A 22,101-nucleotide genomic window follows, 5' to 3' on the forward strand; every position below is an offset into this window, starting at 1 on the left:
TCCATGAGCAATCGGTCAGGCAAAGGCTCGCCCGCATCGCCGCCCGCCGGTCAGCGCCGAAAAAGGCAAAAACGCGGTGATCCGCTGACGCTTACCGTCTACGCCGGTAACGGCCAGCGCTACGAGGTCGGCGCCGGCTGGAGCCAGGTCGCCAAGTCCAGCGGCGAGACCTACGTCAACCTCAAGATCGGCGCCCCCGAATTCGGGCCCAGCTGGGTTCGCGCCCGTCTGGTCAAGCTGGAGCAGCCCGTCGCCGATGGTCCCACCCACATGGCCCTCTGGGAGCCGCGCGACCGCTGATCCGGATCTTTCCACAGCCCCGTTCCGGATCCTTCGGGACGGGGCCTTTCCTTTGCTCGGTATGTGGGGGATCGAAAACCAGGGGAGTGGGTTTTCGAGCGTCCGCAAGCACGCCTCCGCTCGCCATCCTTTGCCCATCTGCGGCGACACCCGCCGCCACCGCTGGAGGAGGAGGGCATGGAAGACGAGGTTGGCCGGGCCGCCAAGGCCAAGAAGGGCAGTCCCTTTCTCAACACCGCGCAGGCCGCCTTTTACGTGGGCCTGTCGCACCGGACGCTGGAGAAAATGCGCCTGAAAGGGGGCGGTCCGCGCTTCCGCAAGCACGGTCGCTATGTGCGCTATCATATCGACGACCTTGATGCGTGGTCGGTGGGGCAGAATGAGCAAACCGCCTCCGATCAAGGAGAAGCGCCATGATCGCCCGATCGGCAGCGCGGCATGACGGCCGGCGTCGGCACCTTGGTCGCTTCATCGTCCTGGCTTTCGGTGCGCTGGGGACCTGCGGCGTCAGCGGTCCGTCGCTGCTGCAACACCGTCCGCTGGTGGTGTGGAACGCCAGCGCATCAGTGCCCATCGGCCTTTATCGGGTTCGGTCGAATACGCAGTTGATCCGTGGGAACCTAGTCCTGGTTCGCCCTCCGGCCGCAGTGGCGGACCTGGCCGCCGCGCGCGGCTACGTGCCCACCGGTGTGCCGTTGATCAAGCGCGTGGTGGCAACGGAGGGGGCCACCATTTGTGGCGATGAGCGCTCGGTTTTCATCAACGGCGAACCCGTCGCCGTGCGCCTGGAGGCGGATCGGTTGGGCCGGCCGCTTCCCACGTGGGAAGGCTGTCGGGTGCTGAAGACCGGCGAGCTGTTCTTGCTGATGCCGGACGTGCCGGGCTCCTTCGACAGCCGCTATTTCGGGCCCGTGGGCATAGAGAACGTGATCGGCCAGCTGGTGCCGCTATGGATCGGTTAAGCCTGACGGTGGCCGGCGTCGTGATGATGGTCAGCGCGTCCGCACCGGCCGCCAGCCTTGACCAATGGCGACCGCAGATCGCCGAAGCTGCCCGGCGCTTCGACCTTCCGGCTGGCTGGATCGCGGCGGTCATCGCCGCCGAAAGTGATGGCGATCCGCATGCGCTGTCGTCGAAGGGGGCCATGGGGCTGATGCAGCTCCTGCCGGCGACGTGGAACGACCTGCGGGGGCTCTATCACCTTGGGGGCGATCCCTTCGACCCTGGCGACAACATTCTGGCCGGTACCGCCTATCTGAGGGCGATGTGGGATCGCTTCGGCTACCCCGGTCTCTTCGCCGCCTACAACGCCGGGCCGGCCCGCTACGAGGCTTATTTGCGAGGCAATGAGCCCCTGCCGGAAGAGACGCGCCGCTATCTGTCGGAGCTGACCCGGATACCCCAGGGGCCGGTGTCGCCGCGAGAGTCCGCGTTGTTCTTCCCGCTGCTGACCGGCGGGAACACACCAGCCAGCAAGAGCGAGGTGGCCAACCCCAATGGCCTGTTCGTTCCGCTCGGGCGCCCTATCCAGGAGCGGCGATAGGCCGGCAGGGAAGGGGTCTTCCTCTCGATCCGCCCATCGTGCCGGCCGGAGCGAGCCGCCCGTCAAGGATGCGCGGTCCCCCCAAAATGCTGGCGCATTTCGGTTCCCCCGCGCCCCGCTCCGCGGCGCCGGTCGGCGTCCGTGACCGGCACCTCTCCGGCCGATCCGCGAGGGCCGTCCTCGATGAGGAGGACAGCAACAACGGAGGATCTCATGTCGATCAATTCTGCCAAGCCGATCCCGGGGACCGACGCCTATTGGATGGCGCGGCATGAGGCGTTTGCCTTCATCCGGCGCCTGGAGCGGGCCATCGTGGTGCGCAACCAGGCGCCGATATACGTCGGCGGCGACGATCTCATCGAAAACACCGGACCGTGGGAGCGCGTCTGCGCTCTCCAGGATGAGGCGCGCGGCACCCCCATGGTGATGGAGATCCTGGGCGCGCAGTTGCGGCTGAAGCTGCTCACGGTATAGGCGAGCGGGAGCGGTGCCCACCATCGGTGCCGCTCCTTTTTTCCCATGCCGAGGGTTTCGATGCTGCCCTGATCCAGCGTCGAGAGACCTTTCTCATCTCGGTCGGTCCATCCTACCAGCCGAGCCGAAACGCCCGTCAAGGAGACGCGGTTCCCCCAAAATGCTGGCGCATTTCGGCTCCCCCGCGTCCCGCTCCGCGGCGCCTTCGGCGTTCTTGACCGGCGTCTCTCCGGCTGAGGGGGAACCTTGTCCTCGATAGGCAGGACAGCAACCACGGAGGTTCCCATGTCGTTCATCGCAGCCCATCCGCAGCCCGCGACCGACCGCTTTCCGGCTCTGGTCGATGACGTCCGTGCCGAATTCGGGGACGAGGGCCTGGTGGCGAATGTCGAGCGTTTCATCGCGGCGGAAGAGCCCGATTTCATCTGGGAGGGGCGCATCCAGGAGCATTATTTCGGCGAGTGGCTGGCCGAAGATGAGCATGAGGAGAGCCGGCATTGCATCCTGGTGCTAAGCCATTTCCGGGGCCAGTTTATCGTCGCCAGTGTCGTTGTTGATGGCGATGAGCGGCCGTATTTCGCGACCATGCAGCGACCCTATGCTGACCGGCGGGCGGCGGAGGCGGCGTTCCAGGCCATGGTTCCCCGGTAGGCTGCGGCGCTTTGGGAGCGGCGGTTCGCCAGCCGTCGCTCCCCTTTCATTCCCGACAACAGATCGTAGAAGGGCGTGGGTAAGCGCGGGCGGTGATTAAGGCCGTCTAAGGCAAGATAAAGGAATGGCGCCGTCACCAGGGTGACGATCGCCAAGTATTTGTCTGCACATCTGTTTTCAGGGGCGCCGGTGGCGCCATGGGGTAGTCGGATGGCGCCAGGGAGGCGCCAACCCGTTGATCTCATGGTCAGTGCCTGGCGCCCGGGCCGGGAGGTCACGTATGAGCGAGGACGATGATTTCGAGCCCCGGCTGGGCAGGATGCGCAGCCCCAGCGGCCGGCGCGGGGTGAAGTACCTGAACCGCGTCCTGGCCGCCACCATATTGGCGCGGGGCGGGGCGGGGGGTCTGGGTCGGGCTGCCAGGGGTTTCACCGGGAGCCGGATCGGGCGCGGGGCTGGCGTTGGCCGGGTGCTGGCGGCGCGCGACCAGTTCGCCGCCTATCGTCAGCGCCGGGTCATCATCAAGTCCCGTATCGTGAAGCTGGCGGGCAAGGGTTCGGCGGGGGCTCGCGCCCATCTGCGCTACATTCAGCGTGACGGCGTGTCGCCTGATGGCCAGCCGGGGCGGCTCTATGGCGCTGAGCATGACCAGGTTGATGGCCGGGCGTTTCTGGATCGGGCCGAGGGGGATCGGCAACAGTTCCGTTTCATCGTCTCTGCCGAGGATGGCGACCAGTACGAAGACCTGAAGCCCTTGGTTCGCCGCCTGATGGCGCAGATGGAGGAAGACCTGGGCACGCGCCTGGACTGGGTGGCGGTGGACCATCACAATACCGGCCATCCCCACAGCCATATCATCGTCCGGGGCAAGGACGACCGTGGCAAGGACCTGGTCATCGCCCGAGAGTATATGGCCGTCGGCATGCGGGAGCGGGCTGCGGAGATTGTCAGCTTGGATCTGGGCCCGCGCACAGACCTGGAGATCAAGGACCAGCTGCGGCGCGAGGTGGAGCGGGACCGCCTGACCAGCATCGATCGCCGGCTGCTACGCGACGTGGGGGCCGATGGCCAGGTCGGGGCAGCGGACAGGTCGCCTTTCCACCAGGCCCTTCGTGTCGGACGGCTGCGCAAGCTGGAGCGCATGGGCCTGGCGGATGAGGTTCGTCCCGGCCATTGGCACTTGGCCGACGATCTGGAAGCCACTCTGCGCGAACTGGGCAAGCGGGGCGACATCGTCAAGACCATGCACCGCGAGATGGCGGCCCGGGATCAGGCTCGCGCGCCTGCCGACCTGGTCATTCACAGTCCGGTCTCACCGCAGGCGGCGCCGATCACTGGCCGCATCGTGGCTCGCGGCTTGGCTGATGAACTGAATGACCGGCGCTATCTGATCATCGACGCCACGGACGGCCGCACCCATTACGTTGACATCGGCCGAGGCGAGGCTATTGAGCCATTGCCGGAGGGTGGGGTCGTTCGCATTCAACCACGTCATGCCGAAACCCGGAAGACGGACCACACCGTGGTGGAGGTCGCTGCAGCGAGCGGCGGCCGCTACAGCGTCGACCTCCATCTGCGGCACGACCTCTCCGCCAAGGAGGCCTATGCGGAGACCCATGTTCGGCGCCTGGAGGCAATCCGGCGGGTGACCGGCGCCGTCGAGCGCGAACCGGACGGCACCTGGATAATCGCTCCCAACCACCTGGACCAGGCTTTGGCATATGAGCAGAAGCAGGTGCGGGCCATGCCGGTGACGGTGCAGGTGTTGTCGGCCCTGCCGCTGGACCGCCAGATCGGTGCCGACGGTGCCACCTGGTTGGATCGCGAAATGGCCTCGAGCAAAGCCGAGCCCTTACGGGAGGCCGGGTTCGGTCAAGAAGTACGGGAAGCCCAGGCCCGCCGCCGGCAATGGCTGATCGCCGAGGGGCTGGTGCGCGAGGAAGAGGATCGCGAGACCTTACGCCCGGGAGTGCTCACGGCGTTGCGCCGGCGCGAGCTGCAGCGTGTGGCGGGGCAACTCTCCGACGAGCTGGGGCTGGGCTATGTGGAGTTGCGGTCCGGCCAGCCGGTGGAAGGTACCCTCCGCCGCCTCGTGTCGCTGTCCAGCGACAAGATCGCGGTGATTGAGCGCAGCTGCGACTTCACCCTCGTGCCCTGGCGCCCGGTGCTGGACGGCCACGTTGGCCAGCAGGTGTCCGGTGTGCTTCGAGGCGACGGAATTTCCTGGGCCATCGGTCGGCAGCGAGGCGGGCCGGCGGTGGAATGAAGGTCGAGCAAGACGACAACTTTGGGGTGATATTTCCCCGACTCTTCATCGCTGCTGAATATCGACATTTGATGCTATTTTGGCGAAACGAGGGTTTGTGGGGGAGGGAATGGGTGGTGTCGACGATCTTTTTTTCCTGGCAGTCCGACGCTCCAGACAAGACAGGCCGTAGATTCATTGAGCGTTGCCTTGAACGTGCGATTACTAAGCTGGCCGCTGATGTGGAATTAGAAGAAGCTGTTCGTGATCTCCAAGTCGATCGGGATACTAAGGGCGTTCCTGGGTCGCCCAAGATCGTAGATACTATCTTTTCTAAAATTGATAGAGCAGAAGCGTTTATCGGGGACGTCACCTTTGTTGGGCGGCGGCTGAATGGCGACCCCATTCCCAATCCCAATGTGTTGATCGAATATGGTTGGGCTCTGAAGAGTCTAGGGCATGATCGGGTGTTGACGGTGATGAACACTGTCTATGGGAAGCCTGAGGCAGCGACTTTGCCGTTCGATATGCGCCATGTGCGGCATCCAATCAGCTATCATCTACCAGATGGTGTTTCGTCTGATGAGATGGAGGAAGTCCGAGCCAATCTCGTGGGAGTGTTGGTTTCTGCACTTCGTGACATCCTCAAAATCGGCAAAGCATCGCCATCACCGTTGCCGATCTTCCAGCCGCGTTCGTCGGGGGCGTCGCCTGGACGCTTTCGAGCTGAAAAATTACCGTTAGCATATGCGGACGATCTGCCAAGTGGAATTGGCCTGCAGGCCATCCACTTGGCGCCGGGCCCGGTATCTTGGCTCCGACTCATGCCAATCACCGACCCACAACGCACATGGGGTTTTTCGGATCTAAAGGCGGCGGCGACTACCTCTAGCTCTTATCTCATGCCTTATAATCACAAGTTAGCTGGTGGAAATATTGGCATTGGTCTTCTGCGAGACGCTGACGGCTTTGGCACGCGTGTGGTCCTTCGGGGATCCAATCTCGTGCATTGGACGAGTTTCTTATTTGAGACGGGGGAGATTTGGGGGGCCGATTCCTATGTTCTTGCTGCGGAAACAGGGTATATATCGATTGATCGGCCGATGATGGTTGATTCTATAAAAAAATACCGTGAAATTTTAAAGAAATTAGGGGTTCTTGGTCCTTATAAGTGGGTTGCTGGCTTCGAAGGAGTAAGGGGAAGGGCGCCTTCTCTTGTGGATGGCGGTAAGTCTTTATTCCATCGAGGTGTCTCTCTTGTTGACGTTATTGAGAGTCAGGGGGAGCTTGCGGCCGATCAAGAACCAGATATGGCAATCAAGTCATTCGTGAGAAAAATATTTGATGCTTGTGGTCTCGATGCTCCAAATCTGTAGAGTAATATTATTGCCAATGATTCTTGTTTTTGTGACGGAAACGGCTTATTCGAAGTGCCATTCACACCGCTGTCCCAGGCCCGGCTGCCGCTTGTTCCTACAAGGGGGGTAGTCTAACCTTTGCCAACGTGGGCCCGCACTGCCTACCTGCCAATGATCGGGAGCGTCACTACTGTGACCAAGGCCAACGAAGCTGATTTCGAGATCCTGCAGCAGACTGCCCAGTTGGTCTCTGCCTACCTATCCAACGCGGGCAACCACGTGGCACCGGCCGAGGTCCCTGGCCTGATCACGGCCACCTACGCCAGCCTGTCGATCCTGGGGCAAGAGCCGCCAGCTTCGGCTGTGCCGGAGAAGCTCACGCCGGCTGTTCCGGTCCGTAGGTCGGTGACGCCCGACTACATCGTCTGTCTCGAGGACGGCAAGAAACTGAAGATGTTGAAGCGACATCTGCGCACCGCCTACGGCCTGTCACCGGAAGAGTACCGTGAGAAGTGGGGGCTGCCGGCGGATTACCCGATGGTTGCCCCCAATTATGCCGAGCAGCGCTCCGGGTTGGCCAAGGCCTTTGGCCTGGGCAAGCGTGAGCAAGCGCCCGCGGTGGAGGCCAAGCCGGCGAAGAAGGGAAAGCGCGCCGCTGCGGAGTGATCCTTCAGGGCAGTTTTGGAATTGTGCAGGGCCCTGCGAACCGGTTTCGCGGGGCTCTGCTTTTGCGGTTGGACGCAGGTCGTTGCCAAGGCTTTCGCTGAGGCAACGACGAAGCGCTTGCGGATCGGCCTAAGCGAAGAAGTCGGCAGGATGAACGCCCAGGCCGTTGGCGAGTTGCCCCAGGACGGTGACGGTGCAGCTATACTGGCCCCGTTCCAAATCCCCCAAGTAACGGGCGCTGATCTCCGCCCGCCCAGCAAGCTCCTCCTGGCTCAGGCCCTTTTCATGGCGCAGCCGACGAAGGTTTCGGGAGACGGTTTCCATCAAGTCCATGGTGGAAACCATGCCGAATGTGAAGCATACTTCCAGGATGTATACCTCCTATTCGGGGCGGTTCATGGACGAAAATTGCTCCACCCAGTTCTATGCGGCCCTTGCAACCGCACGGTTCGGTGAACCGGTGCCTGGTCAGCAGGATTTCACCTTGAGCCAATGGATGTTGTTGGCCATGTGGGCCCGTGCCGGGTACGGCGCCGGGATGTTGCCGCCGCGCGAGGCGTTGCCCCTGGCGCATTTGCGCCCCTGGGCTGAAAGCCTGCTGATCTTCGACCAAGTGGGGGTGGGGTGGCATCAGCACACCAATGGCCGGATGGTTTCCGACCTGCTGAGGACTGGGGATGTGGAGGAGGGGTGGCTTGCCTTGCCGGTCGCTATCCATGGAATGGCATGCTGGGCAGCATCCGAGGCTCGCCCAGTCCTTCAACGGTTTCCCAGATGGCCACGGTTGCGCAGTGCGGACCTTAATGCCCTGGTTCTGCCCATGGGCGAGAGCGCCGTCGTGGACAGGTTGCTTATCATGGCGGCTGCCGTCCCTCGGTCTTTGAGTGCGTTTCGGGCGTAGATAAGCGCGATTTTTCAATAGTTTGACCCTTGCTCTCCTATCCGTCGACCGGCCCTTGCGCCGGCATTGAGACGGGAGAAGGGCATGACACCGACTAAGCTCCTGATCGGCCAGATCCTGGTCGTGTTCACCATCGTCATCCTGGGCGTTTGGGCGGCGACGCAGTGGGCGGCCGCGATGCTGGGGTACCAAGCGCAGTTGGGCGCACCTTGGGTGGTCGTCGCCGGCTGGCCGATTTACCGTCCCTGGCAGCTGTTCTGGTGGTGGTACTGGTATGAGGCTTACGCCCCGGTCCTGTTCGAAAAGGCCGGTGCGCTGGCGGCGGGCAGCGGACTCCTGGGCTGTGGTGCCGCGATCATTGGGTCACTGTGGCGTGCCCGGCAGACCAAGCTGGTCACCACCTACGGCTCGTCGCGCTGGGCGACGGCCAGGGAGGTGGAGCAAGCGGGGTTGTTTCGATCCGCCGGCGTCTTCCTTGGCCGTCTGCGTGATCGCTATCTGCGCCATGATGGGCCCGAGCATGTGATGGCCTTCGCGCCCACCCGATCGGGCAAGGGTGTCGGTCTGGTGGTGCCGACGCTGCTGACTTGGCCGGCATCGACTGTCATCCACGACATCAAGGGCGAGAACTGGCAGCTCACCGCCGGCTGGCGGGCGCGATTTTCCCATTGCCTGCTGTTCAACCCCACCGACCCGCGCTCGGCCCGCTACAATCCGCTGTTGGAGGTGCGCAAGGGACCGGACGAGGTTCGCGATGTGCAGAACATCGCGGACATCCTGGTCGATCCCGAAGGCGCATTGGAGCGCCGGAGCCATTGGGAGAAGACCAGCCACAGCCTGCTCGTCGGCGCCATCCTGCACGTGCTCTATGCGGAGGAGGAGAAGACCCTGGCCCGGGTCGCGACTTTCCTCTCCGATCCGCGGCGCAGCTTCGCGCACACGCTCCGGCGGATGATGGCCACCAACCATCTGGGGACACCGGACCAGCCGCTGGTGCATCCCGTCGTCGCCTCTGCGGCGCGTGAGGTGTTGAACAAGTCCGAGAATGAGCGATCCGGCGTGCTCAGCACCGCCATGTCGTTCCTGGGCCTCTACCGCGACCCCACAGTGGCGGCCACGACCGCCGCCTGCGACTGGCACATCACGGACTTGGTGGATGCGCAGCGGCCGGTGTCTCTCTACCTGGTCATTCCGCCATCGGATATCTCCCGCACCAAGCCGCTGGTGCGCCTGGTGCTGAATCAGATCGGCCGCCGGCTGACCGAGCGGCTAGAGGGCGATCCGGCCAAGCGCCGGCGGCACCAGTTGCTGATGATGCTGGATGAGTTTCCCGCCCTGGGGCGGCTGGATTTCTTTGAGACGGCCCTGGCCTTCATGGCGGGCTATGGCATCCGGGCCTACCTGATCGCCCAGAGCCTCAACCAGATCTCCAAGGCCTATGGCGAGAATAACTCAATCCTGGACAATTGCCACGTTCGCATTGCCTTCAGCAGCAACGACGAGCGGACGGCCAAGCGCATCTCCGATGCGTTGGGGACAGCCACGGAACTTCGGGCACAGCGCAACTACGCCGGCCACCGACTGGCCCCCTGGCTCTCGCATGTGATGGTCAGCCGGCAAGAGACGGCCCGCCCACTGCTGACCCCGGGGGAGGTGATGCAACTGCCGCCTAAGGACGAACTGGTGCTGGTGTCCGGCTTGGCACCCATTCGGGCGAAGAAACTGCGCTACTACGAAGATCGGAATTTCACCGCCCGGGTTCTGCCGGCGCCGATGCCCGCCAACGACAATGGCTCGGATGGGACAGCCAATGACAATTGGTCCGACCTGCCACCGCCGCGGCCCAATGATTGGGGCAGTCAGGTGAGGGGGATGGACCAGCGTTTGGCTGAGGAAATTGAGGAAGCATCGCAGGATGAGATGGCCGAAGGCGGGCTCCAACAGCAGCGGCATCCAGGTCTGGCGGAGGAGGCTGAGACAAATCCTTCTGAGCATGACGCTCCGGAGCTATTTTGCTTGGGCGAAGACGAGACCGACATGGTGGCCGATAAGAATGCCATGGATAGGCTATCCAACGTCGCGCGCGCCTACGGGCTCAACGAGGGAAGTGATGATTTGCTGCCGCCGCTATGACATGTTTGGCACGTCTCTTGAGCAGCGAATTCATTTATTTCAAGATAGTTCACATGGCTGTCAGTGCGGCTGAAGTCTATTCTCGAGAAGGCGTGGGCTTCACAGGAGTCAATTGGCCCACGAAGGCATTCTTGTTTTTTGCCGCTCGGATTGTCATCATGGACCCGAAATACAATCGGGAGCATTAACCTTATAGTATGTATTGCTACAATGGTGCTGTATATTTGCCATAATCCACATCTCGCCTGCCGTTGCCTTGTAGGCAGTGATGTTTTCATCACCAAAGAAGCGGCTACCATGTAGTGAATTGGAAATAAGAAACTATTAGTACATAGCTGAAAGGGAGAGGACGATGGCAGGAAAGCGCCAACATTATGTTCCAAGACTGCTTCAGCGTGGATTTTTACACGACCCGTCTGATGAAGGTGAACGCACGTGGCTTCACAGAAGGGGGCAAGGGGCAAAGTTAGTTGGTATTAGGCATATTGGAGTGGAGGACTGGTTTTATAGTAAGAAACCCATGAACGGTGAAATCACACTGGATGACGTGATCACAAATACAGAAAATGACCTTGGCGCAATTGTTAATAAAATGCGCGGACTACCCACAGGAAGTCCTGTTTCCGCGAAGGAGGCTGCTGAGTTTTTAGTGCATTTGGTGACTAGGACGGCTCATTTGAGGGGTATATTAACAGAAGGTGTTACCAAGCTCGGCGGTGAAATGGAGGCGATCTTTACGTCGCCGGAGCGATTTGGGGCGATGTTGGGCGTGACTACGGCCAGCCTATCGGATGTGGTGATGACCGGCCTAAAAAATATGGCACTGGAGTCCGAAGAGGCAGGAACGCCACGATCCCTTGCGGAGCGGGTAGCATTTTATTTGGCGCGAGAATTGGGACCAGATTTAGTTAAGAATGCTGTGCCTATCATGTCGCCGCTTATCCAAAAGTTCTTTGGTGATCTATCAGAGAAGATGCGCGATGTGCAAGCGCGCATATTGCAAACGTCGCCTGAAGCTAACGGTTGGATTAAATATCTATCCAATTTTGAGTGGAGCGTTGAGGATCGTGAAGAGCTTATTCTTCCAGATGTCGTCGCTCTTTCTATCGACCGTGAAGGAAAATTCAGCCCTCTGATATTTACCTCAACGGAAAATACCTGCGCGGTGATAATGCCGATATCGCGAAATCGAATGTTAATAGGGAAAGAGTTTGGGGCGGAAATAATTAGTTTGGATGAATTTAACGCAAATGCTGCACGTAATAGCGGCTCTTTTTTTGTGGCTGCACAATCTTTTGATAGCAAAAATTATTCCGATCTAATCGGTCTAATTCCAAGTGGTGTAGTTCAGGATATGATTGGAGGTGTCGTGAATGAAATTGAATTTAAGAATAAAATTATACCATCTGATTGTTTTTTAATAAGAAATAATAGTATAAATAATAATAATTTCTCTTACTCTGTCCGATTGGTTGATTTTGGGACAGATGAAGACGCGGAGCATCTTGCTAAGATAATTGGCGATGTCGTGAGAGATGTGTCGCGTCATATACCGCTCCAAAACCTCGACGGGTTTAGTATTGCGGTTGATTTACGGGGGGCTCTTGCGTCCTTCCATCAGCAGGAACTGAGTATAATAGATTCCGTAAATCAGGCGCTGGAACGTGATCTCGAGAGCGCCATCATAATTCCCGTTGAATCAGATGGCATGCGCAAGCAACACATCATCATCGGGGCAAATATGATGGATAGGTTATGTTCTAAGGGCGTTGATGGTCATTTTATTGCTTTGAATATCTTGGTAAAGAAGTTGGCATCCCTTTCATATAATGAAATATTCGGTGTGGATATTTTTGGCGGGATAGATCTAGATCTGATAGATAATGAGCTGAAAGCCATGGTGGCTACGGCGCCTGTGAGATGGTTTGGCGCCAGGTATTCTGCGAATATTTCCCCCGATGTAGGGAAATACTACGCGGATTTTCTGATGGCTGTTTACGAGGATCTTAATAAGGCAGTTATCAATGAGCAGATTGCGTGCAGAGAGAAGGGCAATTTTGACAGTATAGGACAGCTGATGGGCGGACCTATCGTCGCCATTCTAGCTCATGCAGCAAATTGGTTAGGTCATCGTGCTGGCTTGCCTGAGGGGCAAAGTTTCAATGGTGATGATCTGCCGTTGCGGCTTAAGGAATATGGACTCGATAAATGGTTGGAGTTATTTGGTCGTGACCTGGAGGCTGCACACGGCGATGTAGATAGGGGATTAAATATCGATTCAATTAAGAATCTTTCTCGACATGCTGAGAGATTGCTCTGGTCATTTGGGTTATATGCTTGGATCCAAGGTAATGATGTTTTCAGAATAGTGACTGACAAGAGATTTGCGCCGCCAAAATTAAATAATATCGGAGTTCTAGAATAGAAAAAGCGGCACTGATTATAATGCGGCCCATGATCTGATGTCTTTTGGGCGTGTGACGTCGTATATAAGTGCCGTAAGAGATTCGAGCGCCTTATCAGACCCTTAGCTCTGTCGCCACGCGCTTCGGAGCTGGGTCATGAAGCCCCGCCATCACCTCTATCTCGACGATGAGCTGACCGCCCAATTGGACGCCCTGGCGGCCAAGCCGGGAACGTCCAAGTCGGCCATCGTGGCGGATGCCCTGCGCCAGTATCTCGGCCGGCGCGGTGCCCGAGAGCTGGATGAGGCGCTTCGCATCCGGCTGGATCGGCAGTCCCGGCAACTGGAGCGCATAGAGCGCGACGTCCAGGTGCTGCTGGAGAGCGTGGCTCTTTTCGTTCGCTACCAGCTGACCGTCACCGCCCCGTTGCCGGAGCCCGACAAGGCTGCCCGGGCTGTCGGGCAGGAGCGCTTCCAGAAGTTCATCGACCAGGTCAGCCGGCAGATGGCAGCCCCCACCCGCACCTTGGGGCGGAGCGGGGAGGCGTCGTCATGATGCCGAACCCGGAGGCGGCCGATCGCCGCCGCGCCATGCTGCGCACCGCCATGGGGCCGCTAATCGCCGAGGCGCTGGCCGATTCCCGTGTCATCGAGGTGATGGTCAACCCCGATGGCGTCCTGCGCCTGGACCGGCTGGGCACCGGTATCGTTACGACCAACGGCGTCATTCACCCGGCGGAGGCTGAACGCATCATCCGCCTGGTGGCGGCTCACGTCGGGGCCGAGGCCCATGCGGAGCGACCCATCGTCTCGGCCGAGCTGCCCGCCGGGGAGCGTTTCGAGGGTGTGCTGCCGCCGGTGGCGACGGCGCCGTGCTTCGCCATCCGCAAGCCCGCGGCCCGCATCCATACCCTGGCCGACTACGCCGCCGACGGCATCCTGACGGCCACCGAGGCGGAGGCCCTGCGTCGGGTCGTGCGCCGCCGGCGCAACATCCTCATCTCCGGCGGCACTTCATCGGGTAAGACCACCCTGGCCAACGCCTTGCTGGCGGAACTGGTCGACAGCAAGGAGCGCGTGATCCTCATCGAGGACACCCGCGAACTCCAGTGTGCCGCCCCTGACTGCATCGCCTTGCGGACCAAGCCGGGTGTCGTCTCCTTGGCCGATCTGGTGCGGTCCACGCTACGCCTGCGGCCGGACCGCATCATCGTCGGTGAGGTCCGGGGCGGGGAGGCGCTGGACCTCCTCAAGGCTTGGAACACCGGCCACCCCGGCGGCATCGCTACGGTCCATGCCAACTCGGCCGCCGCCGCCCTCTACCGCCTGGAGCAATTGGCCCAGGAGGCTGTCACCACCGTCTCCCGCCGCCTCATAGCCGAGGCCGTCGACCTGGTGATCTTCATCCAAGGTCGCGATGGGCCTCGACGGGTCGAGACCATCGCCCGCGTCGCCGGCCTGGATGCCCGCGGTGACTACGAGGTCACCCCTCTCTCCCCCACCGACCTGCAAACCCTCTGAGAAGGAGAACGCCCATGCGTACGTTCGTGCGTCGTGCTGCCTGCACCGTGGCCACCACCCTCCTGCTGACCGCTTCGGCTCAAGCCGCTGGAACCGGCATGCCCTGGGAGCAGCCGCTGCAGCAGATCCTGGATTCCGTTCAGGGCCCGGTCGCCAAGATCATCGCTGTCATCGTCATCATCACCACCGGCCTGACCTTGGCCTTTGGCGAGACCTCCGGCGGCTTTCGCCGCCTGATCCAGATCGTCTTCGGGCTCAGCATCGCCTTCGCGGCGTCGAGCTTCTTCCTCAGCTTCTTCTCCTTCGGCGGCGGGGCGCTGGTCTGATGCCCGCCTCCGACCTCACCCTGGAAGGGCGCCAGGTCCCCGGCTTCACGGTGCCGCTGCACCGGGCCCTGACCGAGCCCATCCTGCTGGGTGGTGCCCCCCGGCTGGTGGCCATTACCAACGGCACCGTTTCCGCCGCCATCGGGCTGGGGCTCCAGCAATGGATGGCCGGCCTGGCGCTCTGGGTTGGCGGCCATGCCCTGGCGGTGTTCGCCACCAAGCGCGACCCCGACTTCGCATCAGTGCTGCTGCGCCACCTCCGGCAACGGGGGTGGTGGTCATGCTGAACCTGGCCGAATACCGCAGCCGGGCGGACCGCCTGGCCGATCACCTGCCCTGGGCCGCGTTGGTGGCCCTGGGTGTCGTGTTGAACAAGGATGGCAGCTTCCAGCGCACCCTGGCGTTCCGGGGCCCGGACCTGGACAGCGCCACCGAGGCGGAACTGGTCGGCATCGCCGCCCGCGCCAACAATGCGCTGCGCCGCTTGGGTTCCGGCTGGGCCCTGTTCTTCGAGGCCGCGAGAGTCGAGGCGCTGGACTATCCGCACTCCTCCTTTCCCGATGCCGCCTCGTGGTTGGTGGAGGAGGAACGGCGGGCTGCCTTCCAGGATGACCGCCAGGGCCGGCACTTCGAGAGCCGGTATTTCCTGACCCTGCTGTTCCTGCCGCCGCCGGACAGCGAGGTCCAGGCGCAGAACGCCCTGGTGGAGACCGGCCGGAAGGAGGAGGGGAGGTCCTGGCGGCAGGAGTTGGCGCGCTTTCAGGACGAGACTGACCGGCTGGCCGGTCTGCTGGCGGGCTTCCTGCCCGAGGTGCGGGCCCTGGATGATGCTGAGACCCTGACCTATCTGCACGGCACCATCTCCACCCGTCGCCATCCTGTGGCGGTGCCGGCCGTGCCCATGTACCTGGACGGGGTGCTGGTGGACACACCACTCAGCGGCGGCCTGGAGCCCATGCTGGGCGAGACGCATCTCTGCACCCTGACCATCCTGGGCTTCCCCGGCCAGACCCAGCCGGGTTTGCTGGATGCGCTCAACCACTTGGACTTTCCATACCGATGGGTGACGCGCTGGGTGCCGCTGGATCGGGCCCAGGCCACGCGGACCCTGACGCGGTTGCGCCGGCACTGGTTCGCCAAGCGCAAGTCCATCGCGGCCTTGCTGCGCGAGGTGCTGACCAATGAGCCGGCTCAACTGGTCGACAGCGATGCCGATAACAAGGCTGCCGATGCTGATCTCGCCCTTCAGGCCCTGGGCGCCGACCATGTCGGCTTCGGCTACCTCACCACCACGGTGACGGTCTGGGATGAGGACCGGCAGGCAGCGCAGGACAAGCTGGCACTGGTGGAGCGGGTCATCACCGGCCTGGGCTTCACCGTCATCCGCGAGACCGTGAATGCGGTGGAGGCTTGGCTGGGCAGCCTGCCGGGGCAGGTGTACGCCAATGTCCGCCAGCCCCTGGTCCACACCCTGAACCTGGCCCACCTGATGCCGCTGTCGGCTGTCTGGGCCGGGCCACTGCGCAACGGTCACCTGGACGGCCCGCCGCTGCTGTTCGCCGAGACTGCCGGCGCCACGCCCTTCCGGCTGGCCACCCATGTTGGCGACGTCGGGCACATGCTGGTGGTGGGGCCGACCGGTGCCGGCAAGTCGGTGCTGCTGGCCCTGCTGGCGATGCAGTTCCGCCGCTATCCGGGCGCCCGGGTGGTGATCTTTGACAAGGGCAACTCCGCGCGGGCCGCCGTGCTGGCCATGGGCGGTTTGCATCATGCCCTGGGGACAGCGGGCACCTTGGCGTTCCAGCCGTTGCGTCGCATCGACATGCCCGACGTTCGTGCGTGGGCCGCCGAGTGGCTGGCCGGCGTGCTGGCCCATGAGAACGTGGCGGTGACGCCGGAGGTCAAGGAAGGCCTGTGGTCGGCCCTCGGCAGCCTAGCCACGGCGCCAGCCGAGGAGCGGACGCTGACCGGGCTGTCGGTCCTGCTGCAGTCCAGTAGGCTGCGGGCCGCTCTTCAGCCCTACACCTTGGATGGCCCCTTCGGTCATCTGCTGGATGCGGCCGAGGACCGGCTGGCCCTGGCGGATGTGCAGTGCTTCGAGACCGAGGAACTGATGCACCAGCCCGGCATCGTGATGCCGGTGCTGACCTACCTGCTGCAGCGGCTGGAAGAGCACTTCGACGGCCGGCCAACGCTGCTGATCCTGGATGAGGCCTGGGTCTATCTCGACCATCCGCTGTTCGCCGCCCGCATCCGCGAATGGCTGAAGGTGCTGCGCAAGAAGAACGTCGCCGTCGTCTTCGCCACCCAGTCCCTGGTCGATATCGCCGGCAGCAGCATCGCCCCATCCATCATCGAGAGCTGCCCACAGCGCATTTTCCTGCCCAACGACCGGGCCGTCGAGCCGCAGGCTCGCCGCGCTTACGAGGGCTTCGGCCTCAACGAGCGGCAGATCGAGATGATCGCCCGCGCCACCCCCAAGCAGGACTATTACCTGCAATCGCGGCGGGGTAACCGGCTGTTCCAGCTGGGCCTGGGGCCGGTGGCGCTGAGCCTGTGCGGCGCCTCCGATCCCGCCTCCCAAGCCCTCATCGACAGCATCGTGGCCAAGGCGGCGACTGAACAGGACTCTGGCTCGTTCGCCAGCACCTTCCTCGCGGCGCGCGGCCTGGGCTGGGCCGCCGACCTGCTGGGCCACTTCACCCCGAAAGGAGAGGCAGCATGAAAGCCGCCATCCGCACCGTCATGCTGGCCGCCGTCGCGCAAACGGCCGCCCTTGCGGCCGCTCCCGCACAGGCGCAATGGGCCGTGTTCGACGCGTCCAACTATTCCCAGAACGTGCTGCAGGCGGCACGTGCCTTGCAGCAGATCAATAACCAGATCCAGTCGCTGCAGAACCAAGCCACCATGCTGTCCAACATGGCGCGCAACCTGCAGCACCTGGACTATTCCAGCCTGTCCCAGCTCACCAGCGCGCTGACCCGCATCGACAGCTTGATGGCCCAGGTCGATGGCATGAGCTTCAATCTGTCGGCCCTGGAGGCGCAGTGGCCGGCACAGTTCCCGAGCAGCTACGCCACCACCGTGGCCCCCTCCGACCTAGTGCAGCAGGCGAGGGGGCGGTGGCAGGACGCCATGGACGCCTATCACCAGACCATGCGCGTCCAGTCCCAGGTGGTCGCCAACGTGAGCGACGACCGTCCGCTGCTGGATGACCTGGTGACCCAGAGCCAGGGCGCCACCGGAGCCCTGCAGGTCAGCCAGGCCGCTAACCAGCTCATCGCCCTGTCGGCCAAGCAGCAGATGCAGCTGCAGACCCTGGTGGCCGCCCAGTACCGTGCTGAGGCTGAGGACCAGGCCCGCAAGGCGCAGTCGGAGGAAGCGGCCCGCGTCACGGCGCAACGCTTTCTGGGCAGCAGCACCGCCTACACGCCGTAACGAGGTGCGTGATGAGCGACCTCAACATCATCGACAGCTTCCTGGAGACGTTCAGCCGCTACATCGACAGCGGCTTCGGCCTCCTGTCCGGCGACGTCGCCTTCCTGACCACCGTCCTCTCGGGAATTGATATCACCCTGGCCGGCCTGTACTGGGCCTTGGATGGCGAGGCCAACATCGCGGGGCGGTTGCTGCGCAAGGTGCTCTATGTCGGGACCTTCGCCCTCATCCTCAACAACTTCCAGCACCTCGCCGGCGTCATCTACGACAGCTTCGCCGGCTTGGGCCTGCACGCCTCCGGCAGCGGCCTGACCGCGACCGACCTGCTGCGGCCGGGCAAGCTGGCGGGGGTGGGCTTCCAGGCCGCCCATCCCCTGCTGGAGGAGGTGGTGGCCCTGGGCGGCTTCCCCGAGCTGTTCGTCAACGCGCCCACCATTTTCGTCCTGCTGGTTTCCTGGCTGTTCGTGATCGTCGCCTTCTTCATCCTGGCGGTGCAGCTGTTCATCAGCGTCCTGGAGTTCAAGCTGACCACCCTGGCCGGCTTCGTGCTGGTGCCTTTCGCCCTCTGGGGCAAGAGCGCCTTCCTGGCGGAGCGCGTGCTGGGCAACGTCATCTCCTCCGGCATCAAGATCATGGTGCTGGCCATCGTCGTCGGCATCGGCTCCGGCTTCTTCAGCACCTTCACCAGTGCGCTCAACGGCCAGCCGCCGGACATGGCCGCCGCCTTGTCGCTGGTCCTGGCCTCATTGGCGCTGCTGGGCCTGGGCATCTTTGGTCCCGGTGTCGCGGCCGGCCTGGTCTCCGGTGCGCCGCAGTTGGGCGCTGGCGCTGCGCTGGGAACCGTGGGGGCGGCCGCTGGCACCTTGGTGCTGGTCGGCGGCGCCACGGTGGCCGGGGCCAGGATGACGTTCGGAGCGGCACTGGCGGACCTGCGGGCCGGTTCTGCCTTGGGCTCCGGCGGCAATGCCGCCGGCCATACGGGGCAAGCAACCGCCGGCGGCACCAGCACAGGCACGCCCGGCGGTACTTCCGGTGCTGGCGGGCGTGGATCGTCCCCGAACTCCACTTCCTCCGGTTCACCCCCAGCCTGGGCCAGCCGCATGCGTGCCGACCACGCGGCCCGGGCCACCGCCCATTCCATCCAAGAAGGCGAGCGGCCCGGTGCCGCCGCCAATCCCTCCCTCGATCAGAAGGATGGTTAAACCCATGCTGTTCAAACGATCCCCGCAACGCTACGGCCGCACGCCGGAGCCGGTTACGCCCTACCAGAAGGCGGCCCAGCTCTGGGACGAGCGCATCGGCACGGCCCGGGTCCAGGCCCGCAACTGGCGCCTGATGGCCTTCGGCTGCCTGACCCTCTCCGGTGGCCTCGCCGTCGGCTTGGTCTGGCAATCGGCCCAAAGCCGCGTGGCACCCTATGTCGTCGAGGTGGACCGGTTGGGGGAGGCCCGGGCCGTGGCGCCGGCGGCCCGGGACTATCAGCCTTCTGATCCCCAGATCGCCTGGCATCTGGCGCGCTTCATTACCAAGGCCCGTTCGATCTCCGTCGACCCGGTGGTGGTCCGGCAGAACTGGTTGGCGGTCTACGATTTCGCCACCGACCGCGCCGCCCTGTTTCTCAACGACTATGCCAGGACGGCCGATCCCTTCGGCCAGATCGGCACACGCGGCGTCTCCGTCCAGGTGACCAGCGTTGTCCGCGCCTCCGACCGCTCCTTCCAGATCAAATGGACCGAGCAGGTCTTCGAGCGCGGCAGCCTGGCCCGGACCGACCACTGGACCGCCATCCTCGGCGTCGTCGTCCAGCCCCCGCGCACCACCGACGCCTTGGCCAAGAACCCGCTAGGCCTGTTCGTCAACGCCATCGACTGGTCCCGCGACCTTGACACCACACCCGCCCAGTCCCTGGAAAGGAGGGAGCCATGAAGCGCCTTGCCTTGCTCACCATCGCCGCCTCGGCCTTGGCGGCGTGCTCCACGCCCAAGCCGCCGCCGGCCATCTCCTATGACCGGGAAGAACCGCACCCGGCGGCGATCGAACCGGCGCCGATCAAACCGGTGGAGGTGGTGCAAATCCCGGTGCCGCTACCTTTGCCTGGCCAACTGCTGCCGGAGCCCACGCCATTGGTACCCGATGCCCGCCCGCCGGTTGCCCGGGTGGCGGCGGCCAATGCGGCGGCAATGCAGGAGCCAGCGTCCCTGGGCTACCTCAACGCGGTGCAGGTCTATCCCTACACGGAGGGCGCCCTCTATCGGCTCTACACGGCACCGGAACAGGTCAGCGACCTTGCGCTGCAGCCGGGGGAAACCCTCTCGGCGATCTCGGCCGGCGATACGGTGCGCTGGGTGATCGGCGACACCACCAGCGGCTCCGGTGCGGAGAAGCGGGTGCATGTCCTGGTCAAGCCCTTCGCCCCTGGCCTGCATACCAACCTGCTGATCGCCACCGACCGCCGCGTCTATCATCTCCAGCTGGAGAGCACGGCCAAGACAGCGATGGCTGCCGTCTCCTGGACCTACCCGCAGGACGAGCTGTTGAAGCTCCAGCGGCGCAGTGCCGAGGCGGAAGCTGGCGCGCCGGTGACTGCCGATGTTGCGCTGCAGGACCTACATTTTCGATACGCTATTTCAGGCGACACTCCGCCCTGGCGTCCGTTGCGGGCCTTCGATGACGGCCACAAGGTTTACATCGCGTTTCCCCGCCGTCTCGACCAGGGCGAGGCGCCGCCGCTGTTCGTCGTCGGGCCCAGCGGCGATGGCCAGCTGGTCAACTACCGGGTACGCGATGCCTACTACATTGTCGACCGGCTGTTCGGTGCCGCTGAGCTGCGCCTGGGCGCCGATCCCCAGCAGGTGGTCCGCATCAGCCGCACCGATGGCCCGGCGGCCGGCACGGCTTCCACCGGTGACGGAGGACAGCCATGACCGCGCCAACCCCGCCGGAGCCAGGCAAGGTTGATCCGGGCGAGTTGGCCTTGCGCGCTCGGCCTCGCCGTATCGTGCGCTTCCGCCGTGGCCTGCTGATCGGCGTCGCCGCCGCGGGTTCAGCGGTCATTCTGGCGGTGACGATATTTGCGCTGCGTGGAGCGACGCCGCGGGCTGGCGGCAAGCAGGAGGAGCTGTACAGCACGGAGCGCAAGCCGGTTGCTGATGGGCTCGCCGCTCTGCCCGGCGACTATAGCCGTGTGAAGCCTGATACCCCCGTGCTAGGGCCGCCGCTCCCCGGCGACCTGGGCCGGCCCATGCTGGAGCACCAGCAGCAGCTAGGCTTGACGTCGGCGACTAACGGCGACCGCGCCGCGGAGGCCGAACGGCAACGCCGGGCGAGCCAAGCCGTACAGGCCCGGGAGTCGGGCATCTTCTTTCGTGTCGGCCAGGTCTCTCCCGTTGCTGCTCGTGCCGGCGCCGACACGAACGTGGAGGCGGGGGCAAAGCCCCAGCAGGATAGCGGGGAGGGGGATCGCTTGGCTCTGGACCCCGACCGCGACCAGAACAACCAGCAGCGCAAGCTGGACTTCGTCACCCGCAAGAATGGCAGCGGCACGGAAAATCCGCACGCTTTGCAGAAACCCCGATCACCCTACACCGTCCTGGCCGGAACCATCATCGCGGCGGCCTTGCTCCCGGCACTCAACTCCGACCTGCCCGGGCTCGTGACGGCCCAGGTGACGGAGAACGTCTATGACACGGCGACCGGGCGCTTCCTGCTGATCCCCCAGGGCTCCCGGCTCATCGGCCGCTACGACAGTGTGGTGGCCTTTGGCCAAAGCCGGGCCCTGTTGGTCTGGCAGCGGATCATCCTGCCGGATGCGTCCTCCCTCGAGATCGACAACCTCCCGGCCACCGACGCGGCCGGGCAGGCGGGGCTGGAGGATGAGGTCGACTATCACACCGGCCGGCTGCTGGCCGGCGTCGGGATGGCCACCCTGCTGGGGGTGGGCACCCAGATCAGTTCCGGCAGTAACGAGAGCGACCTGGTCCGCGCGCTGCGGGAATCGACCCAGCAGAACGCCGACCGGGCGGGCCAACGCATCGTTGAGAAGAACCTGAACATCCAGCCGACCCTCACCGTGCGGGCCGGTTGGCCGCTGCGGGTCATCGTCCACAAGGACCTGGTACTCTCCCCCTGTCGCGGAGGCTGA

General features: G+C 63.4%; 23 protein-coding genes. 22 read left to right on the top strand and 1 reads right to left on the bottom strand.

The genetic code is table 11. The annotated features are described in order from the left end of the window. Positions 1–3 precede the first annotated feature (3 nt). The 9 genes from FBZ87_RS07965 to FBZ87_RS08005 all read left to right on the top strand — a co-directional run bounded on the left by FBZ87_RS07965 (position 4) and on the right by FBZ87_RS08005 (position 7,237). Positions 4–300, top strand: coding sequence for a DUF736 family protein (locus FBZ87_RS07965; RefSeq protein ID WP_246134352.1), 297 nt, complete (start codon positions 4–6; stop codon positions 298–300). A 177-nt stretch (positions 301–477) separates the two neighbouring features. Then, positions 478–717, top strand: coding sequence for a helix-turn-helix transcriptional regulator (locus FBZ87_RS07970; RefSeq protein WP_145609827.1), 240 nt, complete (start codon positions 478–480; stop codon positions 715–717). Beyond that, positions 714–1,262, top strand: coding sequence for a conjugative transfer signal peptidase TraF (gene traF, locus FBZ87_RS07975; RefSeq protein WP_145609828.1), 549 nt, complete (start codon positions 714–716; stop codon positions 1,260–1,262). The genes FBZ87_RS07970 and traF overlap by 4 nt, the downstream gene beginning before the upstream one ends. Further along, positions 1,250–1,843, top strand: coding sequence for a lytic transglycosylase domain-containing protein (locus FBZ87_RS07980; RefSeq protein WP_145609829.1), 594 nt, complete (start codon positions 1,250–1,252; stop codon positions 1,841–1,843). The genes traF and FBZ87_RS07980 overlap by 13 nt, the downstream gene beginning before the upstream one ends. A 213-nt stretch (positions 1,844–2,056) precedes the next feature. After that, a complete protein-coding gene (locus tag FBZ87_RS07985; RefSeq protein ID WP_145609830.1) occupies positions 2,057–2,317 on the top strand; it encodes a hypothetical protein in 261 nt (86 codons plus the stop codon). Positions 2,318–2,602: 285 nt separating this feature from the next. Continuing rightward, entirely contained in the window at positions 2,603–2,968 is a 366-nt protein-coding gene (locus FBZ87_RS07990; RefSeq protein WP_145609831.1) for a hypothetical protein, read from the top strand. Positions 2,969–3,248: 280 nt separating this feature from the next. After that, entirely contained in the window at positions 3,249–5,234 is a 1,986-nt protein-coding gene (gene rlxS, locus FBZ87_RS07995) for a relaxase/mobilization nuclease RlxS (protein ID WP_145609832.1), read from the top strand. Then, positions 5,231–6,589 carry a hypothetical protein gene (locus tag FBZ87_RS08000; RefSeq protein WP_145609833.1) on the top strand — a complete coding sequence of 453 codons (1,359 nt, stop codon included), beginning with the start codon at positions 5,231–5,233 and terminating at the stop codon, positions 6,587–6,589. The genes rlxS and FBZ87_RS08000 overlap by 4 nt, the downstream gene beginning before the upstream one ends. 153 nt (positions 6,590–6,742) lie before the next feature. Next, positions 6,743–7,237, top strand: a complete 495-nt coding sequence (locus FBZ87_RS08005; protein ID WP_145609834.1) for a Ros/MucR family transcriptional regulator — start codon at positions 6,743–6,745, stop codon at positions 7,235–7,237. A 129-nt stretch (positions 7,238–7,366) separates the two neighbouring features. Here FBZ87_RS08005 and FBZ87_RS08010 read toward each other — a convergent pair whose 3' ends face one another. Then, positions 7,367–7,570 carry a helix-turn-helix domain-containing protein gene (locus FBZ87_RS08010; protein WP_145609835.1) on the bottom strand — a complete coding sequence of 68 codons (204 nt, stop codon included), beginning with the start codon at positions 7,568–7,570 and terminating at the stop codon, positions 7,367–7,369. Between FBZ87_RS08010 and FBZ87_RS08015 the strand changes: the two genes are divergently transcribed. The 13 genes from FBZ87_RS08015 (at position 7,569) to FBZ87_RS08075 (ending at position 22,101) form a co-directional block, all read left to right on the top strand. Further along, positions 7,569–8,138, top strand: a complete 570-nt coding sequence (locus FBZ87_RS08015) for a hypothetical protein (protein WP_145609836.1) — start codon at positions 7,569–7,571, stop codon at positions 8,136–8,138. The genes FBZ87_RS08010 and FBZ87_RS08015 overlap by 2 nt on opposite strands. 84 nt (positions 8,139–8,222) lie before the next feature. Beyond that, positions 8,223–10,271 (top strand): conjugal transfer protein TraG, encoded by a 2,049-nt coding sequence (locus FBZ87_RS08020; RefSeq protein ID WP_145609837.1) that lies wholly within the window; start codon positions 8,223–8,225, stop codon positions 10,269–10,271. A 352-nt stretch (positions 10,272–10,623) separates the two neighbouring features. Beyond that, positions 10,624–12,696, top strand: a complete 2,073-nt coding sequence (locus FBZ87_RS08025; RefSeq protein WP_145609838.1) for a DUF4238 domain-containing protein — start codon at positions 10,624–10,626, stop codon at positions 12,694–12,696. Positions 12,697–12,832: 136 nt separating this feature from the next. Next, positions 12,833–13,231 carry a ribbon-helix-helix domain-containing protein gene (locus tag FBZ87_RS08030; protein WP_145609839.1) on the top strand — a complete coding sequence of 133 codons (399 nt, stop codon included), beginning with the start codon at positions 12,833–12,835 and terminating at the stop codon, positions 13,229–13,231. After that, complete coding sequence (gene trbB / locus FBZ87_RS08035; protein ID WP_145609840.1) at positions 13,228–14,196, top strand: P-type conjugative transfer ATPase TrbB; 969 nt, start codon at positions 13,228–13,230, stop codon at positions 14,194–14,196. Before FBZ87_RS08030 ends, trbB begins: the two co-directional genes overlap by 4 nt. Before the next feature lie 14 nt (positions 14,197–14,210). After that, entirely contained in the window at positions 14,211–14,522 is a 312-nt protein-coding gene (locus tag FBZ87_RS08040; RefSeq protein WP_145609841.1) for a TrbC/VirB2 family type IV secretion system protein, read from the top strand. Then, complete coding sequence (locus FBZ87_RS08045) at positions 14,522–14,809, top strand: VirB3 family type IV secretion system protein (RefSeq protein WP_145609842.1); 288 nt, start codon at positions 14,522–14,524, stop codon at positions 14,807–14,809. The genes FBZ87_RS08040 and FBZ87_RS08045 overlap by 1 nt, the downstream gene beginning before the upstream one ends. Next, a complete protein-coding gene (gene trbE / locus FBZ87_RS08050; protein WP_145609843.1) occupies positions 14,803–17,247 on the top strand; it encodes a conjugal transfer protein TrbE in 2,445 nt (814 codons plus the stop codon). The genes FBZ87_RS08045 and trbE overlap by 7 nt, the downstream gene beginning before the upstream one ends. Next, on the top strand, positions 17,244–17,960 hold the full coding sequence (trbJ, locus tag FBZ87_RS08055) for a P-type conjugative transfer protein TrbJ (RefSeq protein WP_145609844.1): 717 nt from the start codon (positions 17,244–17,246) through the stop codon (positions 17,958–17,960). Before trbE ends, trbJ begins: the two co-directional genes overlap by 4 nt. 11 nt (positions 17,961–17,971) lie before the next feature. Further along, on the top strand, positions 17,972–19,162 hold the full coding sequence (gene trbL / locus FBZ87_RS08060; RefSeq protein ID WP_145609845.1) for a P-type conjugative transfer protein TrbL: 1,191 nt from the start codon (positions 17,972–17,974) through the stop codon (positions 19,160–19,162). A 4-nt stretch (positions 19,163–19,166) separates the two neighbouring features. Then, on the top strand, positions 19,167–19,886 hold the full coding sequence (trbF, locus tag FBZ87_RS08065; protein ID WP_145609846.1) for a conjugal transfer protein TrbF: 720 nt from the start codon (positions 19,167–19,169) through the stop codon (positions 19,884–19,886). Then, on the top strand, positions 19,883–20,884 hold the full coding sequence (gene trbG / locus FBZ87_RS08070) for a P-type conjugative transfer protein TrbG (RefSeq protein WP_145609847.1): 1,002 nt from the start codon (positions 19,883–19,885) through the stop codon (positions 20,882–20,884). Before trbF ends, trbG begins: the two co-directional genes overlap by 4 nt. Next, entirely contained in the window at positions 20,881–22,101 is a 1,221-nt protein-coding gene (locus FBZ87_RS08075) for a TraB/TrbI/VirB10 family type IV secretion system protein (protein ID WP_145609848.1), read from the top strand. The genes trbG and FBZ87_RS08075 overlap by 4 nt, the downstream gene beginning before the upstream one ends.

Origin of the sequence: Nitrospirillum amazonense (assembly GCF_007828035.1) — a bacterium.
In the GTDB taxonomy this organism is placed as follows: Bacteria; Pseudomonadota; Alphaproteobacteria; order Azospirillales; family Azospirillaceae; genus Nitrospirillum; species Nitrospirillum amazonense.

What these genes read in the sequence shown, in the direction of transcription:
- FBZ87_RS07965 (WP_246134352.1), top strand. Translation starts at nt 4, where the DNA reads ATGAGCAATCGGTCAGGCAAAGGCTCGCCCGCATCGCCGCCCGCCGGT.
- FBZ87_RS07970 (WP_145609827.1), top strand. Translation starts at nt 478, where the DNA reads ATGGAAGACGAGGTTGGCCGGGCCGCCAAGGCCAAGAAGGGCAGTCCC.
- traF (WP_145609828.1), top strand. Translation starts at nt 714, where the DNA reads ATGATCGCCCGATCGGCAGCGCGGCATGACGGCCGGCGTCGGCACCTT.
- FBZ87_RS07980 (WP_145609829.1), top strand. Translation starts at nt 1,250, where the DNA reads ATGGATCGGTTAAGCCTGACGGTGGCCGGCGTCGTGATGATGGTCAGC.
- FBZ87_RS07985 (WP_145609830.1), top strand. Translation starts at nt 2,057, where the DNA reads ATGTCGATCAATTCTGCCAAGCCGATCCCGGGGACCGACGCCTATTGG.
- FBZ87_RS07990 (WP_145609831.1), top strand. Translation starts at nt 2,603, where the DNA reads ATGTCGTTCATCGCAGCCCATCCGCAGCCCGCGACCGACCGCTTTCCG.
- rlxS (WP_145609832.1), top strand. Translation starts at nt 3,249, where the DNA reads ATGAGCGAGGACGATGATTTCGAGCCCCGGCTGGGCAGGATGCGCAGC.
- FBZ87_RS08000 (WP_145609833.1), top strand. Translation starts at nt 5,231, where the DNA reads ATGAAGGTCGAGCAAGACGACAACTTTGGGGTGATATTTCCCCGACTC.
- FBZ87_RS08005 (WP_145609834.1), top strand. Translation starts at nt 6,743, where the DNA reads ATGATCGGGAGCGTCACTACTGTGACCAAGGCCAACGAAGCTGATTTC.
- FBZ87_RS08015 (WP_145609836.1), top strand. Translation starts at nt 7,569, where the DNA reads ATGGTGGAAACCATGCCGAATGTGAAGCATACTTCCAGGATGTATACC.
- FBZ87_RS08010 (WP_145609835.1), bottom strand. Translation starts at nt 7,570, where the DNA reads ATGGACTTGATGGAAACCGTCTCCCGAAACCTTCGTCGGCTGCGCCAT.
- FBZ87_RS08020 (WP_145609837.1), top strand. Translation starts at nt 8,223, where the DNA reads ATGACACCGACTAAGCTCCTGATCGGCCAGATCCTGGTCGTGTTCACC.
- FBZ87_RS08025 (WP_145609838.1), top strand. Translation starts at nt 10,624, where the DNA reads ATGGCAGGAAAGCGCCAACATTATGTTCCAAGACTGCTTCAGCGTGGA.
- FBZ87_RS08030 (WP_145609839.1), top strand. Translation starts at nt 12,833, where the DNA reads ATGAAGCCCCGCCATCACCTCTATCTCGACGATGAGCTGACCGCCCAA.
- trbB (WP_145609840.1), top strand. Translation starts at nt 13,228, where the DNA reads ATGATGCCGAACCCGGAGGCGGCCGATCGCCGCCGCGCCATGCTGCGC.
- FBZ87_RS08040 (WP_145609841.1), top strand. Translation starts at nt 14,211, where the DNA reads ATGCGTACGTTCGTGCGTCGTGCTGCCTGCACCGTGGCCACCACCCTC.
- FBZ87_RS08045 (WP_145609842.1), top strand. Translation starts at nt 14,522, where the DNA reads ATGCCCGCCTCCGACCTCACCCTGGAAGGGCGCCAGGTCCCCGGCTTC.
- trbE (WP_145609843.1), top strand. Translation starts at nt 14,803, where the DNA reads ATGCTGAACCTGGCCGAATACCGCAGCCGGGCGGACCGCCTGGCCGAT.
- trbJ (WP_145609844.1), top strand. Translation starts at nt 17,244, where the DNA reads ATGAAAGCCGCCATCCGCACCGTCATGCTGGCCGCCGTCGCGCAAACG.
- trbL (WP_145609845.1), top strand. Translation starts at nt 17,972, where the DNA reads ATGAGCGACCTCAACATCATCGACAGCTTCCTGGAGACGTTCAGCCGC.
- trbF (WP_145609846.1), top strand. Translation starts at nt 19,167, where the DNA reads ATGCTGTTCAAACGATCCCCGCAACGCTACGGCCGCACGCCGGAGCCG.
- trbG (WP_145609847.1), top strand. Translation starts at nt 19,883, where the DNA reads ATGAAGCGCCTTGCCTTGCTCACCATCGCCGCCTCGGCCTTGGCGGCG.
- FBZ87_RS08075 (WP_145609848.1), top strand. Translation starts at nt 20,881, where the DNA reads ATGACCGCGCCAACCCCGCCGGAGCCAGGCAAGGTTGATCCGGGCGAG.